The organism is Glutamicibacter sp. (genome assembly GCF_050701915.1).
Taxonomy (GTDB): Bacteria; Actinomycetota; Actinomycetes; order Actinomycetales; family Micrococcaceae; genus Glutamicibacter.
In genome coordinates this window covers 16,918-33,402 of the sequence record NZ_JBOGEG010000027.1, presented here as the reverse complement: position 1 = coordinate 33,402, position 16,485 = coordinate 16,918, and the positions used below count along the sequence as shown (strand labels likewise).

The 16,485-nt window shown below is 59.6% G+C and carries 12 protein-coding genes and 2 tRNA genes; 7 read left to right on the top strand and 7 right to left on the bottom strand.

Annotation, left to right across the window (positions count from 1 at the left end):
- Window positions 1–62 precede the first annotated feature (62 nt).
- Window positions 63–1,040 carry an NAD(P)H-quinone oxidoreductase gene (locus tag ACRDT3_RS14370; RefSeq protein WP_431493638.1) on the bottom strand — a complete coding sequence of 326 codons (978 nt, stop codon included), beginning with the start codon at window positions 1,038–1,040 and terminating at the stop codon, window positions 63–65.
- 62 nt (window positions 1,041–1,102) lie between these two features.
- On the opposite strand from ACRDT3_RS14370, the gene ACRDT3_RS14365 reads away from it, so the two are divergent.
- Window positions 1,103–1,190, top strand: a tRNA-Ser gene (locus tag ACRDT3_RS14365).
- Between the two features lie 49 nt (window positions 1,191–1,239).
- On the opposite strand, the gene ACRDT3_RS14360 is transcribed toward ACRDT3_RS14365, so the two are convergent.
- A complete protein-coding gene (locus tag ACRDT3_RS14360; protein WP_431493621.1) occupies window positions 1,240–3,255 on the bottom strand; it encodes an FAD/NAD(P)-binding protein in 2,016 nt (671 codons plus the stop codon).
- Between the two features lie 56 nt (window positions 3,256–3,311).
- Here ACRDT3_RS14360 and ACRDT3_RS14355 point away from each other — a divergent pair, with 56 nt between their 5' ends.
- Complete coding sequence (locus tag ACRDT3_RS14355; RefSeq protein WP_431493620.1) at window positions 3,312–5,399, top strand: prolyl oligopeptidase family serine peptidase; 2,088 nt, start codon at window positions 3,312–3,314, stop codon at window positions 5,397–5,399.
- A 63-nt stretch (window positions 5,400–5,462) separates the two neighbouring features.
- Window positions 5,463–5,554: transfer RNA gene (locus ACRDT3_RS14350), tRNA-Ser, on the top strand.
- A gap of 145 nt (window positions 5,555–5,699) precedes the next feature.
- Here the strand turns inward: ACRDT3_RS14350 and ACRDT3_RS14345 are convergent.
- Together ACRDT3_RS14345 and ACRDT3_RS14340 are read right to left on the bottom strand one after the other, a co-directional pair.
- The gene (locus tag ACRDT3_RS14345) at window positions 5,700–6,614 is read right to left on the bottom strand and encodes a hypothetical protein (protein ID WP_431493619.1); all 915 of its coding nucleotides are present in this window, start codon (window positions 6,612–6,614) and stop codon (window positions 5,700–5,702) included.
- A gap of 30 nt (window positions 6,615–6,644) precedes the next feature.
- Window positions 6,645–8,765, bottom strand: a complete 2,121-nt coding sequence (locus tag ACRDT3_RS14340; protein ID WP_431493618.1) for a RecQ family ATP-dependent DNA helicase — start codon at window positions 8,763–8,765, stop codon at window positions 6,645–6,647.
- Window positions 8,766–8,932: 167 nt separating this feature from the next.
- Here ACRDT3_RS14340 and ACRDT3_RS14335 point away from each other — a divergent pair, with 167 nt between their 5' ends.
- The 4 genes from ACRDT3_RS14335 (at window position 8,933) to ACRDT3_RS14320 (ending at window position 12,706) form a co-directional block, all read left to right on the top strand.
- Window positions 8,933–10,366, top strand: coding sequence for a phosphomannomutase/phosphoglucomutase (locus ACRDT3_RS14335; RefSeq protein ID WP_431493637.1), 1,434 nt, complete (start codon window positions 8,933–8,935; stop codon window positions 10,364–10,366).
- A gap of 12 nt (window positions 10,367–10,378) precedes the next feature.
- The gene (locus ACRDT3_RS14330) at window positions 10,379–10,849 is read left to right on the top strand and encodes a hypothetical protein (protein ID WP_431493617.1); all 471 of its coding nucleotides are present in this window, start codon (window positions 10,379–10,381) and stop codon (window positions 10,847–10,849) included.
- Window positions 10,850–10,926: 77 nt separating this feature from the next.
- The gene (locus ACRDT3_RS14325; protein ID WP_431493616.1) at window positions 10,927–11,385 is read left to right on the top strand and encodes an RrF2 family transcriptional regulator; all 459 of its coding nucleotides are present in this window, start codon (window positions 10,927–10,929) and stop codon (window positions 11,383–11,385) included.
- Between the two features lie 145 nt (window positions 11,386–11,530).
- A complete protein-coding gene (locus ACRDT3_RS14320; RefSeq protein ID WP_431493615.1) occupies window positions 11,531–12,706 on the top strand; it encodes a globin domain-containing protein in 1,176 nt (391 codons plus the stop codon).
- Window positions 12,707–12,773: 67 nt separating this feature from the next.
- On the opposite strand, the gene ACRDT3_RS14315 is transcribed toward ACRDT3_RS14320, so the two are convergent.
- From ACRDT3_RS14315 to ACRDT3_RS14305, 3 genes are all read right to left on the bottom strand, one after another.
- Window positions 12,774–13,856: an alpha/beta fold hydrolase gene (locus ACRDT3_RS14315; protein ID WP_431493614.1), complete on the bottom strand. Its 1,083-nt coding sequence runs from the start codon at window positions 13,854–13,856 to the stop codon at window positions 12,774–12,776.
- On the bottom strand, window positions 13,853–14,380 hold the full coding sequence (locus ACRDT3_RS14310) for a PadR family transcriptional regulator (protein ID WP_105658806.1): 528 nt from the start codon (window positions 14,378–14,380) through the stop codon (window positions 13,853–13,855). The genes ACRDT3_RS14315 and ACRDT3_RS14310 overlap by 4 nt, the downstream gene beginning before the upstream one ends.
- Window positions 14,381–14,548: 168 nt before the next feature.
- Complete coding sequence (locus tag ACRDT3_RS14305) at window positions 14,549–16,381, bottom strand: phosphoenolpyruvate carboxykinase (GTP) (protein ID WP_431493613.1); 1,833 nt, start codon at window positions 16,379–16,381, stop codon at window positions 14,549–14,551.
- Between the last annotated feature and the right edge of the window lie 104 nt (window positions 16,382–16,485).

The window sequence follows — 16,485 nt, the reverse complement described above, 5'->3', positions numbered from 1 at the left end:
TTATTAAATGAATCACGCATTAATGACTATTGAGTCACTTTACAACTGGTTTGCCCAGTGAGTTAAACCCTTATGACAACTTTTCCCGTGTGTTCACCGGAATCGAAATATTCGTGGGCAGCAGCCAGCTCCGAGAATTCAAAGGCCTTGGTCACGTTGAGCGCCAATTTCCCCTGCTCCAACAGCGGCATCACGCGGGTAATGGTGTGGCGGACGATCTCCGCCTTCTCGTGCAGCGGGCGGGAACGCAGAGTTGTGCCGATGATCCGCGCCCGCTTATTCATCAGCAGGCCCAAGTTCAGTTCCCCCTTGGCTCCGCCTTGCAGCCCGATGACCACCATCCGTCCGCCTACGGCGAGCGCCTTGACGTTCTCCCCCAGGTATTTGGCCCCAACTACATCCAGGATCAGATCCACGCCTTTGGCATCGGTCAGTTCCTTGACGCGTGCAGAAAAGTCCTCTTCCCGGTAGTTGATTCCCTCGTCGGCGCCGAGGGCACGGCAGTAGTCCAATTTCTCTGCCGAAGAAGCGGTGACGATGACGCGGGCGCCGGCTGCCTTGGCAAGCTGTATTGCCATGGAGCCGATGCCGCCAGCCCCGCCATGGATCAACAACGCCTGGTCTTGGCCCAGCCCGCCTTCGATGAAGAGGTTAGAGACCACGGTGGCGGCGACTTCCGGCAACCCCGCGGCTTCGATGCTCGAAACCGTCTCAGGGATTTCGATGAGCAGTCCTGCCGGGACATTGACGTACTGCGCATACCCGCCAGCAGCAAGCAGGGCAGCAACACGCGCTGCCGGTTTCCATCCGCTGACGCCATCGCCGATTTCCACGATGCTGCCTGAGACTTCCAGCCCGGGGATATCGCTGGCTCCCGGAGGTGGCGGATACACTCCCCTGCGCTGCTGCACATCCGCGCGGTTCAGCCCGAACGCCTCGACCTTGACCAGCACTTCCCCAGCTGCGGGGACCGGCATTGGCCGTTGGACCAGTTCAAGGACTTCCGGCCCACCGGCACCGTTGTAAATATAGGCGTTCATAACGTCGTTCATGGCCTTCAATTCCTTTCAACCGGGGTTCATGCCGTATACTTTTTCGGGTTGGATGGTTGTCCGAGCGGCCGAAGGAGCTGGTCTTGAAAACCAGTAGGCGGCAACCCCGTCTCATGGGTTCAAATCCCATACCATCCGCGCTTTTCTAGTTTGGCGGGCTGATCCTCGGATCAGCCCGCCAAACTGCTTAATACTGCTCCGCGCTTAATCTTTCGTTGCCGATCAGCCCCGCCAGACGAGCCACTTCGTTCACTACGTTGGCTGCGTCGTGCAGGGTTCGGGCCGCAGGGTGGCGCAGGTCGCCAGCTTGCGCGGCAATAGCGGTCCCCCACTGCGCTGATGACAATTGCAATCCCAGCACGAATAGTCCGCGGTGCGCCAGCCCATCGCTGTTGACCAGACGGTATGGTTCACCGACCACGTCGAAACCGGATCCCGGCAGGCTTTCGCCTTCCGCGTTCTTCCAAGTGTGCACGCGTGCTACATGTTCTCCCAAGAGCTGCTTGATCAGTGTCGTGTTATTTTGCAGCACGCGGTTGCTCGGCATCATCGCTTCGCACATGGTCTTCGCAGTGTGCACATCGGCATCTACCCAGGGCGAGGATGCGGTGAACTGCTCTGAGACCTCGTCGAAGCCGAATTCCGGATCCGGGCCAAGGAAGGTTACGATCCCAGCGCGCGAAAGCGCCAGCAATTGTTCAATGCGTTCGAGCGGTGGACCCGAGGACAGTCCTTCGACCAATGGCTCGAAGTGCGCCTGGATTTCTTCAATGCGTGATTGCTCGTCAATTACGCCGGAAGCAATCAGTTCCTTGACCAGCATGCGTCCGGCATTCATCGTCATGATCGCGCGGGATAACGGGTCTTCAAGCCCGCCGATACTGTGCCGGGCATTGCCTACGAGGTAGTCGCGTACTGCCTGCTGGTATTGCTCGTCGGAGCTGAACCCGAGTTCTTCGAATGGCCTTGCCAGCTTGGGAACATCGAGCCACTGCAGCTGCGGGAACTGCCCGATGAATTTGCGCAGTTCGCTAAGCCACACTTGGCTACCTTCATGGTGCTCGGCCGAGAGAATCGCTTCGAGCTGCGCAACGAATTCTCGCTCATCGAGGCCCTCCGGAGCACCATGGGCACGAGCGCAGGTGCTGTAGTAGGCGAACAGGATGTCCCGGTGCAGATTCGGCCAAATATGGCGTGAGAACACCAAGGACGCGGCAGGGTTGGTGGCGCGTGCCTCTGCGAGCCGCCCGATCAGTTCCGGAGCGTCAAAGTAGCGTAGTTCAATTTCATCAGGGATGAACTGGTCCACCACGGGTTTGCCCCAGTATGGGGTTCCGCGGCGCGAAGCGACGATCAGTGCTGGCTCCCGGCCAGAGCTGATGTACTGCAGACGGTGCCCGGGTTCGGTGCCGGCTTCACGGAAAATTCCGCCGCGGCCCGCAGTCAGCTCGGCCATGCCGTCAAAGAAATTCAAGCCCAACCCACGGATCAACGCAGGTTGCCCTTCCAGGAATTGGGAGTAGTCGAGGTCTGCCGGAACATTCGGTGGCATGTAGGTGGCCCCGGCCTGGGCGGCTGCTTCCTTGAGCTGCTTCTGCCATGGGTTCAGGTCTGCCGGCTGGTGGCCTAAGGCTAGCACCGCGGCGTCAGCGGCCAGCTGACGGGTTTCGGAGCCGTCCAGGATACTGCGGAAATCGACCTGATAGGCATTGCCGACGGGGCGGACCGCAATGACTTCTGCGGCTACGTGTTCGATGCTGAAATTCTCGTGGGCGGCAAGGATCGCTGCGCTGCGGCCATAGACGTGCTCGAGGTACTCACCGTAGATTGCGCGTGACGGATAGGATCCGGGTTCAATCTGCTCGATCAGCTTGGCATGCTCATCGGTGAGCTTGCGTCCATCACCGCGAAGAGCGACGAACTGGCGAAAGCTCAACCCCGGTTCATCGCCCAACCGTTCGGGGGCAACTGTCGGAAATGATGAAGGGGTGTTCATCAAGAAATGCTCCGACTGTTTCGGGTTCCACACGTGGCCGGAACCCGGAGGGAAGGGATCAAAGACCGTAACTTTCAGAACGGTGCCTTGAGCCGGGAGTTTCAACGCCAAGTTAGCGAGTCTTTCAACCACGCTAGTGCCGCGTGGGCCTGCCCCGACAAGGGCTAGGCTGAACTCGTTCTCTGGTGTTGCTTTCTCGCTGTTCACTCCTCTAGGTTATTACCTTTGGACCAGGGCATGGGTCAGACGCATAGACTATGGCCATGACTGAGCATGTTTCTGAGGTTGCAAGCACTGATCCATATTCCTGGCTTGAAGGAATTCACGACGAAACGGCCCTCGAATGGGTGCGGAATCAGACCCAGCGTACCGAGTCCGAACTGTACGACGACTCGTTCCATGCCAATGCGGAGCGGATCAAAACGGTCCTGGATGCCCAAGACCGCATTCCCATGGTGACCAAGCGTGGCGATCACTACTACAACTTCTGGCGCGATTCAGCCCATCGTCTTGGGCTTTGGCGCCGCACCACTTGGAATTCCTACCTCAGCGACGAACCGCAGTGGGAAATCCTGCTGGATCTTGACCTGCATGCGCAGCAAGAAGGCCACGAATGGCATTTCGCTGGTTCGGCACTGCTGCGTCCGGCAACCGGTGGCGCCTATGAACGTGCGCTGCTTCGCCTGAGTCCTGATGGCGGCGATCAGGTACGCATCCGCGAATTCGATCTGACCGCCAAGAGCTTCGTTGCCGACGGTTTCGACCTCCCCGTTGCGAAGACCCAGGCCTCGTGGATTGACCGCGATACCTTGCTTGTCGGTTCCGCCAGCAGCGAGCAGTTCACCACCCGTTCGACCTATGCGAATACCCTGCGACGGCTCAGCCGCGGCATGGCGATCGAAGAAGCGCCAATTCTCTTCGAAGTCGATAAAGAACATGTGGCAGCCTTCGGCTACTACGATTCGGCTCCGGGATTCGAGCGTGTGGTCACCACTGACGCCATTGACTTCTACAATTCCAATGCTGGTGTCTTCATCAACGGGGAACACCATCTGATCGATGTTCCAACCGATGTGCAGGTCAGCCTGCACCGGCAGTGGGTCCTCTTTGCTCCCCAAACCAATTGGGAACACCAGGGCCGGAAGATCACTGCTGGTTCATTGGCTATCGCCCGGTTGGATAGGTTCCTTGAGTCCGGCAGCATCGAGAAGGTTCTCTTTATTCCGGATGCGCAAACTGCGCTGGAATCGCTGAGCTTTACCGCGAATTTCCTTTTGCTCACCGTATTGCAAGATGTAGCTTCGCAAGTGCGCATCATTGATCTGGCAGATGATTTCAGCCAGTCGGACATGCCGCTGAAGGATCCAATGCTCAGCGTCTCGGTGGGAGCCGTTGATGATGAGGATCAGGAGCATGGCGATGACTACTGGATGACCATCACGGGATTCATTACCCCCACTACTTTGTTGCGTGGCACAGTTGGTTCGGCAGCAAAGGTCGTGAAGAAATCGCCGGATCGTTTTGATGCCGGCGGTTTTGAAGTCACCCAGCATTTTGCCTCCTCTGCGGACGGCACCAGGGTTCCCTATTTCCAGGTCGCGGCATCTGATCTGGTCCACGATGGGAAGAACCCGGTGCTGATGGACGGCTACGGCGGTTTCCAGCACAGCATGACTCCTGGCTACGCAGCGGCCATGGGCACCGGTTGGTTATCGCGCCGTACCGTAGACGGACGCAAGCCGGTATACGTCATGGCAAACATTCGCGGTGGAGGCGAGTACGGGCCAGATTGGCATCGTGCTGCCCTGCGTGAAAAGCGCCATCGTGCCTATGAAGATTTCGCAGCCATCGCCCAGGACCTCGTAGCTCGCCGTGTTACCTCCCGCGCGCATTTGGCTGCTACAGGGCGTTCTAACGGAGGGTTGCTCATGGGCAATATGATCTCCGGTTATCCCCGCTTGTTCGGAGCAATTTCCTGCGGCGTCCCGCTATTGGACATGCAGCGCTACACCCAGTTGGCAGCCGGCCATTCCTGGATTGCCGAGTATGGCGACCCGCAGGTTCCCGGGGACTGGGAGTTCCTGCGGACCTTCTCCCCCGTGCATCGACTCACCGATCAGCCTCATCCTGTCGATGACTACCCTGCCTCCTTGATCTGGACCACGACCTCTGATGACCGTGTTGGCCCTTCGCAGGCACGCATCATGGCAGCCAAGATGATGGATCTGGGCATTGCCAATGTGCGGTACCACGAGCCACAGGACGGGGGCCATGCCGGTTCAACGGACAACGAATCAACCGCGAAGATGCTGGCGACCAGCTACGAATTCCTGTGGCGACAGGTGCGTTAGCTCTCTCGTTTTGGAACACGCGCCCATCTTCGGGTAGGCTAGATTCTGCTGGAAACAGCGGATGGACACGTGCCAGAGCGGCCGAATGGACTTCACTGCTAATGAAGGGTCGGGCTAAAACTCGACCGGGGGTTCAAATCCCCCCGTGTCCGCCAAGAACCCCCTACTCAGGTAGGGGGTTTTCGTTTATATGACACTTTTGAAGAGAATATTCAGAGTGCAGAAAATCCCCCGGATTCACCGATTTTTCGGTGGATCCGGGGGATTCTCAAAAACTCCAGAACAGCAGTTTCTTCGCTACTAGTCGTCGCGCTTCACGAAGGTTCGCAGCATGTTCTGCACGATATCCTCTGGCAACGACGTGTGGCGAACAATGATTTCCGACATCCGGTCCAGATCGGTATCGGCGATTGCATCGAAGAGCGCTTCGCGGTCAGCTTCTGGAAGTTCGGCAGCATCGAAATGCACTGGACCATCCGGGCCCTGGCCCTCAAAGCGGAAGTCCGCAATATTGCCGTTGGCGCTCGCGCCTGACATTGGAGACGTGGCGATCATGCGTTCCAGGTCTTCGACCGGCAGATCCGTATACCCGTGCAGGATTTTTGCCGCTTCTTCAAAGTTCGAATCTCGCAGCATGGAGAACAGCTGGTCGTATTCATTTGCCGGCAGTTGTTCGCTGGAAAATTCGCGGCTCTCGCCATCAAGTTCGAATGCCATCTTGAAATGCGTAGCACTTGGTTCCTGGAGGGAACTAAACTGTTCGCTCCATTCCTGGGGTACAACCCAAGTGTCATCGGCAGGTGCTGGCGTTGCATCAGCTGCAGCAGTAGCAGCCGCTTCACGATCTTCGCGCTCAACTTGAGCTTCGAGTTTGTCGCTCAAGGCTTTGATCTCCGCATCATCGTTCGGCAATTCCTTGGCAGGGGCAGTCTGCGGGTACTTGTCGAGGCTGCGCACTGCGATCACGCAATCCTTGACCGAGTCACCAGTGGCACCGCGGAAATCCTTGACCGCTCCCATGACGTCGCCCTTGGCCAGATTGCGGTACACCGAATTGCGGGAAGCATCATCTAGTCTCGCGTTTGCCGCCTGTGCTGCCTCACGAGAAATCGCCTGTGCGATTTGCGCAGTGTTCTTCTTGCGCAGCGCTTGCAGACCGAAGTAGCCCAGGGCAATCACTGCGATGAGGACGACGAGCCAGATGATAATTTCCATACCTCCAGACTACTTTGTTTAACTGTGCGATTACCCGGCTACGCCCAAAGTGAAAGGCATGACACCCGGCGCGCCTGCGATGCGCAGGGCCCTTCCAGCCATCGCCATGGACCACCGGGAATCAACCAGATCATCAACTAGCAGCACCGGCCCTGGAGCGTTGGCAATGAGCTGTTCGAGCTGCATTGGAAGTTCAAAAGCATCGGCAACCGCAGCCACGCGGAAAGCGGAGTTCCCGCCCGGACCATTCTGTGGTCCAGCACCGCGATATTCGAGCTGCCCAAGGTAGCGCAACCGTCCCACCTCAGCCAGGCCCTGAGCAAGGGAGGTGATCAGCTGGGGGCGCTTATTCGATGGCATGGATACCACGCCCACTGGACGTTCCTCCCAGTTCCATTCGGCCAGCACCTTGACGCACGCATCAAACATCGCTTTGTCGATGGGGTTGTCGGTGGGGTCGGCAAAGAGCTGGCGCAATCGGTTGCCCCACCCCAGGTCGGTCAGGCGAGCCAGCGCACGGCCCGTGGCTACTTGCTCATCAACAGCGATTTTGCCCTTGAGCGTGTACCCCAGCCGGTCCAGTCCCGAAGGGTACAGCTTGCGTGGCTCAATAGGAACTCCCACCCGTCCAAGTGCCGCCTGGGCGCTGTCCTTCGAATCGTCAGGAATATGGTCGTCAAACCAAACGCCAGCGCAGTTATCGCACCGGCCGCAAGGAGCGGACTGCGGGTCATCTAAAGCATCGGTCAGGAACTGCATGCGGCATCCACGAGTGTTCTCGTAGCTGACCATGAGGTTCTGTTCATGGATTCGGCTCTGTGCCACTCGCTTGTATCGATCGGCATCATAGGTCCATGGCATGTCGGTGCGCATCCAGCCGCCAGCAACACGCTCCACCGCACCGTCCACCGCCAGGACCTTCAGCAGCAGCTCAAGTGGAGAGCGTCGAAGATTCACCGCGCTTTCCAGCGCCGGGACACTCATCGCGCCGTCGGTCTTGGCCAAGGCATCGAGCACCTGGGTGGCGCGCACCTGATCCGGCATGGAGCTGGTGGCGAAGTATTCCCAAATTTCCGAGTCGTCAGGCCCGGGCAGCAGCAGGACATCTGCGTTGATGCTTCCACGTCCGGCACGGCCCACTTGCTGGTAGTAAGCCACGGGCGAGCTGGGGGCACCGATGTGCAAGACGAAACCGAGGTCTGGCTTGTCAAAGCCCATTCCCAAGGCGCTGGTGGCGATCAGCGCTTTCACTTCGTTATTTTTCAGCGCTTGTTCAAGGCGCTCGCGCTCTTCCAAATCGGTGCGTCCGGTGTAGGCAGCAACTTCGTGCCCGGCATCTTTGAGCAGGCGAGCAATATCCTCAGCGGCAGAAACCGTCAGGGTGTAGATAATGCCCGAGCCCTTGAAGTCATCGATGTGGCTGAGCAGCCAGGCCAACTGCATGCGCGGCGAAGCCAGACGCAGGACACCTAGGCGCAGCGAGTCGCGAGCCAGGGTGCCGCGCAGCGTGAAGACCTCTTCGGTGCCGCCGGCCAGCTGTTCGGCAACGTCCTGAACGACGCGGCTGTTCGCGGTTGCGGTGGTCGCCAAAACCGGTAGGCCCTGAGGCAATCGGGCAATCAGGTCTCGGATGCGGCGGTAGTCGGGGCGGAAATCATGGCCCCAGTCGGAAATGCAGTGCGCCTCGTCAATGACCAGCAGGCCCAAGCGCTGCATCAACATGGGTAGCTGCTGCTCGCGGAAGGATGGATTGTTCAAACGCTCCGGGGATACCAGCAGCACATCAAGCTCATTGCGTTGCAGCTTTTCGAGAATTTCACGCCATTCGAGCACATTGGCCGAATTGATGGCTGCAGCGCGGACTCCAGCACGCTCCGCGGCGGCAACCTGGTCGCGCATCAATGCCAGCAGCGGGGAAACGATCAGTGTTGGCCCATAGCCCTGTTCGCGCAACAGCAGGGAAGCGATGAAGTACACCGCGGATTTACCCCAGCCGGTACGCTGGACGACGAGTGCGCGGCGCCGCTCGGCCACCAGCGCGCTGATCGCTTCATACTGGCCATCATGGAACTGCGCGTCCGGGTTTTGCACCAGTGCGCGCAGTTTCTGCAGTGCCAGCGTTTTCAGATCCACTTGCGTTAAGCCATCCATGCCTCCAGTATTTCAGTTCCTGCCCACGATTTAGCTCGTGGCGTCCGCTAATTGTGGACGAGCTCTCACAAGCTGTGGTGCCGACAGGGGAAATTAGCTGAAATGTTAGGCATTTCCCATCCGCAATCGCCTAGTTCTCAATGATTTGAATCAGTCAAACCGGTAGGCTGAAAGGCGTGAGTGAAGAAATCGATCTTAATCAGAGCTTTAAGGCCTACGACGTACGTGGCGTAGTCGGCGAGAACCTGAACGCCGAAGCAATTGAAGCTATCGGCGCGGCCTTTGTCGACGTCCTGTCCCTGTCCGGCAAGGAAGTGCTGGTTGGCGGTGACATGCGTCCGTCTTCTGCAGAATTCGCCCAAGCCTTCGCTCGTGGCGCCACCTACCGCGGCGCCAACGTGATCATGCTCGGATTGATTTCCACCGATGAGCTGTACTTCGCTTCGGGCAAGCTCAATGCCGCCGGTGTCGTATTCACCGCTAGCCACAATCCCGCCCAGTACAACGGCATCAAGATGTCCAAGTCTGGCGCCCGTCCGATTTCTTCGGCTACCGGTCTTTTCGACATTCGCGACCTGGCCCAGCAGTACCTGGACGAGGGCCTGCCGGTTTCCGGGGACGCCCCGCAGGGCGGCATCAGCGAGCGCGACGTGCTGGCTGACTATGCAGCTTACCTGCGAGAATTGGTGGACTTGTCAGCCATTCGTCCGCTGAAGATCGTTGTGGATGCCGGCAACGGCATGGGCGGCATGACCACCCCTGCAGTTCTTGGCGACACGGTGCTCGCCGAGCTGCCGCTCGAAATCGTTCCGCTGTACTTCGAGCTGGATGGCACCTTCCCCAACCACCCGGCCAATCCGCTGGAACCGGAAAACCTCAAGGACCTGCAGGCCGCAGTGCTGGAGCACGGCGCCGATCTCGGCCTGGCTTTCGACGGCGATGCGGACCGCTGCTTCGTGATCGACGAGCGCGGGCTGCCACTGTCCCCTTCGGCCATCACCGCGCTGGTCGCGGTGCGCGAAATCGCCCGCGTGCAGGCAGCGGGAGAAGAGTCCCCGGTGATCATCCACAACTTGATCACGTCCAAGGCGGTGCCGGAATTTGTCACCAAGTCCGGCGGCACCCCGGTGATGACCCGCGTGGGCCACTCCTTCATCAAGGCTGAAATGGCTGCCCAGGGCGCGGTCTTCGGCGGCGAGCATTCCGCCCATTACTACTTCCGCGACTTCTACAATGCCGATACCGGCATGCTCGCTGCCATGCATGTGCTGGCCGCCTTGGGCGAGCAGGAACTGCCGCTCTCCGAGCTGGGTGCCGAATACGAGCCATATGCTGCCACCGGTGAAATCAACTCCGAGGTCGAGGACAAGGCCGGGGCCACGGCCCGAGTCGTATCGCACTTCCAAGATCAGCCCGTAGAAGTGATCACCATGGACGGCACGACCATTTCAGCAGCCGATGGCAGCTGGTGGATCAATCTCCGCCCTTCGAACACCGAACCATTCCTGCGTTTCAACGGCGAAGGCCGGACCGCAGAAATCATTGAGCCCATTCGCGATGCCGTTCTGGCTATCGTGCGTGAAAAGAACGTCACCAACTAGCAAAGGGAAGACATGAACCTCGAAGAACTGGACGAGGGCGTCAAGGACGCGCTGAACAAGGTCTTGGGCACCGCCCTGGGCGTAGCCCGCGAACAGCTCGAAGAGCAGGGCGTGTTCCTGCCGTTTGCGATCGCGCTGGAGCCGAAGGAAGAGGAAGACGAGCCGGAGCTGCGCTTGATCGCTGTTCCGCCAACGGATGATCCTGAGGATCCGGAAGCCGACATCGACACCGAAGCCATGGTTTCGGACTTGATGCAGGTGCTGAACCAGCAGGGCACCCACTTCCAGGCGATTGCCGTCGCCTCGGACGTGCTGCTCCAGGAAAATGACCAGGACGCCATCCACATTGTTGCCGAACACCGCGTCGGTGCGGCCTTGGCCATCGTGCAGCCGTACACCATGCCTGCAGAGCCAGGCGGCGAATGGATCTTTGACGAGCCGGCAGCGGAGTCGGCGGAAGCCATTTGGGCTAACGCGCTCTAGACCGCACCTGGAGGTTTCGGGGTCAGCATAGTCACTATGCTGACCCCGAAATGCTTTTCGCACGTAAAGTAGGAATCATGAAACTCAGTGCCTTCACCGACGTGTGCTTGCGGACCATCATGGTTCTGGCAACGCCCGGCACCGGGCAACTGACCAGCCGCGAGATCGCCGATTCCGTCGGGGTTCCCTACAACCACGTTGCCAAGGCCGTCCTGGAACTGCGCACGCTGGGGATTCTGCAGGTCACTCGCGGCCGCAACGGCGGCGCGACGCTGAGCACCGAAGCGTTGCGTTTTTCCCTCGGCGGCCTGTTGCGCAAATTGGACAAGCGCACCGATATCGTGGATTGCTCCGACCATGACGCGCAATCCAATTGCCCGCTCTCGGGCAACTGCCGCTTGCGGGCGGTCTTCCGGCAGGCGCGTGAATCTTTTTACGCGTCACTGGATCCACTGACCATCCAGGACATCTGCCCGACATCATCCGCGATGCCGGTCAAGGCGCTCCCCTTCCCGACGGTGCGCAACCTTTCCTGATTCCCCTTCGGCCCCGGGGTGGCATCGCTCACTGATGCTGCGAATGCCGGCCGGTGGATTTGCAATCCTTTTCTACTGGGCGTAGAAATGAATCATAAATCTTGTATTTCAGATACAAGTTATCGCCTACCCTCAAGGAGACCCGATGCTGTCCACCAAGTCCTTCCCGGTCATTGAAGCCACGTTGCCAATCATCGCAGAGCGCATTTCCAGCATTACCCCGAACTTCTACAACCGCCTGTTCACCGCGCACCCGGAACTGCTCGACGGAATCTTCTCCCGCTCCAACCAGAAGAACGGCACCCAGCAGCAGGCCTTGGCGGGATCCATCGCAGTCTTCGCAACCTACCTGGTCAAGCACCCGGGCACCACCCCGGAAACCATGCTCGCCCGCGTAGCCCACAAGCACACTTCCCTCGGTGTCGCCGAGGAGCAGTACCCCATCGTCTACAAGCACCTCTTCGACGCCATCGCCGAGGACCTGGGCGATGCACTGACCCCGGAGATCGCCGATGCCTGGACCGAGGTCTACTGGCTGATGGCCCACGCGCTGATCAAGATCGAGAAGGGCTTGTACGCACAGCAGGCCAATGCCGAGATCTACACCCCGTGGAAGCTCGTCGAGCGCACCGAAACCGGCGTTGATTCGGTCTGCTTCAGCTTCGAGCCGGCTGACGAAACCCCAGCCACCCTCGCCAAGCCGGGCCAGTTCGTTTCGGTCCGCATGCCCATGGCCGACGGCCTCCGCCAGGTTCGCCAGTACACTTTGAGCAGCGACATCGAGCAGGCCAACCGCCGCACCGTCACCATCAAGCTGGATGTGAACGGCGAGTTCTCCCCTGTGATCCACAATGACCTGCAGCTGGGCGACGTGGTGGAGCTATCGAATCCGTACGGCGACCTGGTCATCGATAACGACGGCTCGCCGCTGGTGATCGCCACCGCCGGCATCGGCTGCACCCCGAGCGCGGCCGCGTTGCAGACCTTGGCCGCACGCGGCTCCACCCGCAAGGTCACCGTGCTGCACGCAGACCAGGTGGTCACCGCCTGGCCATTGCGCGAGCAGATGCTCGAATCCATCGGCAAGCTGCCAGAAGCCACCATCAGCACCTGGTTCGAACGTGGCGAATTGCCGGAGGGGCTGAACGCCAAGTCCGGCTACATGGACCTCACCGGCGCACTGACCGAGAATGCCCAGGTCTACCTGTGCGGCCCGCTGCCATTCATGCATGCAGTGCGCAACCAGGCGCTGGAAGCCGGCATCCCCGCCGAGCGCATCCACTATGAAGTCTTCGGCCCGGATGTATGGCTCGCCGCCTAGCATCCAGGTTGCGCAGCGGTGCTGCAGGTGGATCCATGGGGAATCCACCTGCAGCACTTTTTTGCCTCTATTTTCCGGTGTCCGCGGGGCTTTCCGGCTTGCCGCCCTGTTGCGGTGCCTTCTTCTTTAAATCGAACTTCTTCGCCTCCAGCTTTCGAGGATCGATTTTCCCGGTGAACCTGCCAGGCTTCTTCTGCCCGGATTCTTGAACAGTCGGCGTCGGCTCTCCGGCTTCCCGGCCCTGATTCGCCGGAGCTTCAGCAGCCTGTTCCACTGGCGCTGCCTTCGCGCCGCGTGCGGGTTTCGCAGCCTGCGGATCAACCAGGATCTGATGCAGGCCCGTATCGGAAATCCACTTGCGCAGCACCGAGTTGAACAGGATCGGGTTCTCGATGTTCCATTGGTGGTGCATGCCCGGAACCACGCGCGTGATCACCTGCGGAAGCCTTGCACGCAGCGCCTCAAAGGATTTCTGCACAACCTTCGGCTCCTTGGCTCCAACGAGGGCCAGCACCGGGCCCTGGTAGGAGTCGAGCTTCTCCGGCAATCCGCCCGGGTCCATCTCGTCCATGATGGCCCGCATGTTCTCGGCTTTGAGCTTCACGCCATGCTCGGCGAACAGCTCGCGCTCATCATCCACCATGCCGTAGGCGCCAGCCTGGAAACGCCAGAACCACTCGCTGCCGATGAGCTTGAGCTGCATCCGCTGGAAAGCCCTGGCTGCCTGGCCTACGCCGGTCACCGGAGTGCCGGTAATTAGCACGGAGTCAACGAGTTCCGGATGCCGCGCGGCCACGTGCAAGGCGATCACGCCTCCCAGGGAAATGCCAACCAGGTGCACGCCGCCTTCGGAAACCTCGTCGGCGATCAAGGCTGCGACATCATCGGCGGCGGATTCCAGGCCTTCCCAGGTCTCCTCGAACCGGGCGCCAAAGGCCGGCAGGTGAAGAGTCAGGATGTTGTAGTCGCCAAAGGCCAGAACCTGCGGGTCCCAGCTCCAGTTGCCGACGTTTCCGCCGTGGAGGAAGACCAGGGTCTGCATCGAGCGTTGGCCATCGTGATGCCGCCCGGGATGCACTTCCGGATAATCGGTGGCATCGCGCGCGGCACCGCTTGCAGGGGTCTTGTTCTGGTCTTTGGCTGCAGTCATGGCAAGTACTCCAATACCGCGTCGAGCCATTCCAGCTCCGCGGCTTGTTGTCGGATTGCATGGTCAAGTGTGGCAGCCATCAGGAAGCTGCGACGGTCCGCAGCGGCACGCATGTCAATGCCTTCGCGCTGGGAGAGGTAGTCATCGAGGATGAACTGCGTGGCTTGGCGGCGTTCCTCCAGCAAGCTCTGGATATCATCGCGCTCGAGTTCGGCGGCGAAGAACACCTGCCCCATGAAGGGATCTCGCTCGGGAGACTGTACCGCCCCAGCAGAAAGCCACTGGGCCAGTGCCGCACGCCCTGTTTCAGTGATGTGGTGTTCTTGGCGGTCAGGGTAATTCGACTGCGCGACGGTGCGCACGGTGGCATACCCCTTGTCCACCAGCTGCGCCAAAGTGCGATAGATCTGCGCCTTGTCTGCGTTCCAGAAGTGGTTAATAGAGGAGTCAAAGTGCTTCTTGAGCTCGTAGCCAGTCATGGGCGACAAGCACAGCAGCCCGAGAATCAATCGTGCCAAAACCATAGAGCAATCTTTTCATAAATAGTTGATTTTGCACCCACTTTGCCTCGGCGTGTGGAAACTGTACCCAGATTGTGACAATTCCTTTCTGGCGCACGAGAACGCCCCGGTGACTGGAATTCCAGTAACCGGGGCGTTCTCATGTGCGGATCTACTGGAGATCCAAGTCAACTACGCGTTCAGGCGGGCCTTCAAGCCGTCGAGCTCTGCACGCAACGAAGCGGGCAGCGCGTCGCCGAACTTGGCGTACCACTCTTCGATGCCTTCGACTTCGGTGGCCCATTCATCCTTGTTGACAGCTACTGCTGCTTCAACGTCGGCTGGGGTGAACCCTTCAAGGCCGGTCAGGTCCAGGGACTCGCCGGTTGGGACGTTGCCAATGATGGTTTCACGGGCGTCCGCGGTGCCTTCGATACGCTCGATAGCCCACTTGAGCACACGCGAATTGTCGCCGAACCCTGGCCATGCGAAGCCACCGTCAGCCGTGCGGCGGAACCAGTTGACCAGGAAGATCTTCGGCATCTGCTCCGGGTTGAGCTTGTCCGAGATCTTGTCCCAGTGGTTCAGGTAGTCGCCTGCGTTGTAGCCGATGAATGGAAGCATGGCCATCGGGTCACGGCGAATCACTCCGGTCGCACCTGCAGCGGCTGCGGTGGTCTCAGAGGACAGGGTCGAACCCATGAAGATGCCGTTGGTCCAGCTGCGGGCTTCGGTCACCAGCGGGATGGTGGTCTTGCGGCGGCCGCCGAAGAGGATCGCATCGATTTTCACGCCATTAGGCGAGTAGTAGTCCTCGGAAAGCATGTCGACCTGGTCGATCGGGGTGCAGAAGCGCGAGTTGGGGTGCGCTGCAGGACGTTCGGACTCAGGAGTCCAGTCGTTGCCCAACCAGTCGATCAGGTGCGCAGGAGCCTCGTCGGTCATGCCTTCCCACCAGACGCCGCCCTCATCGGTCAGCGCAACGTTGGTGAAGATATTGTTGCCCTTGGAGATGGCGCGCATCGCGTTCGGGTTGGTGGACCAGCCGGTGCCAGGAGCCACGCCGAACAGGCCGTATTCAGGGTTAACGCCGCGCAGCTCGCCGTCCTTGCCGATGCGCATCCAGTTGATGTCATCGCCCAGGGTCTCGGTCTTCCAGCCTTCAATGGTTGGATCCAGCAGCGCCAGGTTGGTCTTGCCGCATGCCGATGGGAATGCTGCGGCAATATGGTAGGACTTGTTCTGCGGGCTGGTCAGCTTCAGGATGAGCATGTGCTCTGCGAGCCAGCCTTCATCGCGGGCCATTGCCGAGGCGATGCGCAGCGAGTAGCACTTCTTGCCCAGCAGCGCGTTGCCGCCGTAGCCCGAACCGTAGGACATGATGGCGCGCTCTTCAGGGAAGTGCACGATCCACTTGTCTTCGTTGCATGGCCAGGCAACATCTTCCTGGCCTGGCTCCAGAGGTGCACCTACCGAGTGCAGTGCTGGAACGAAGAATGCGTTCTCGGCTTCCATCTTGCGCAGCACTTCATTGCCGATCTTGGCCATGATGCGCATCGAGGCAACAACGTAGGCGGAATCGGTGATTTCCACGCCGTAGGCAGGTACTTCCGCATTCAGCGGGCCCATGACGAATGGGATGACGTACATGGTACGTCCACGCATCGAGCCATCGAACAGTCCGCTGAGCATGGACTTCATCTTGGTTGGGTCTTCCCAATTATTGGTGAAGCCTGCGTCTTCTTCCTTTTCGGAGCAGATGAAGGTGCGCTCTTCGACTCGGGCCACATCCTTGGGGTCCGAGAAACCAGCGTAAGAGTTAGGGAAGTTCGGATCGGTCAGCTTGACCAAGGTGCCGGCTTCAACCAGCTCGGCAGTCAGGCGATCATTTTCTTCAGCTGACCCATCAACCCAATAAACACGATCCGGCTTCGTCAGTGCGGCAACTTCCTCAACCCAGGATGCCAACTTCTCATGCGAAGTAGGTGCTGCGTTGATAACGTTCTGATCCGAGCTCGTGCTCATTATCCATTCCCTCCATTGGGCTGAACTTGCAATAAATCAAGGCTATTGGGTGCTCGGCCCCGGCGCCGTGTGATCGAAACCTCATGAAAGTGAAACCCCGAGGG